This window comes from Aquabacterium sp. A08, assembly GCF_011742065.1.
In genome coordinates this window covers 1-221 of sequence record NZ_JAAQQT010000448.1, presented here as the reverse complement: position 1 = coordinate 221, position 221 = coordinate 1, and the positions used below count along the sequence as shown (strand labels likewise).

General features: G+C 76.5%; 1 pseudogene. It reads left to right on the top strand.

Features of this window, described 5'->3' with window-relative positions:
• Positions 1 to 221, top strand: a pseudogene (locus HA630_RS02545) (ABC transporter ATP-binding protein); the annotation flags it as partial.

The following is a 221-nucleotide window of genomic DNA, read 5'->3' as shown; positions in this document are numbered from 1 at the left end:
GTGCCCCTGGGCGCCGCCGACCCGCAGCCGCGCCCGGTGGGCATGATGTTCCAGAACCCGGACGAGCAGATCATCTTCCCCACCGTGGCCGAGGAACTGGCGCTGGGCCTGCAGGCCGCCGGCCAAGCGCGCAAGGCGGCGCAGGCCCAGGCCAGCGCCTGGCTGGCCGAGCGCGGCCTGGCCGACTGGGCCGACCGCGCCATCGGCAGCCTGAGCCAGGG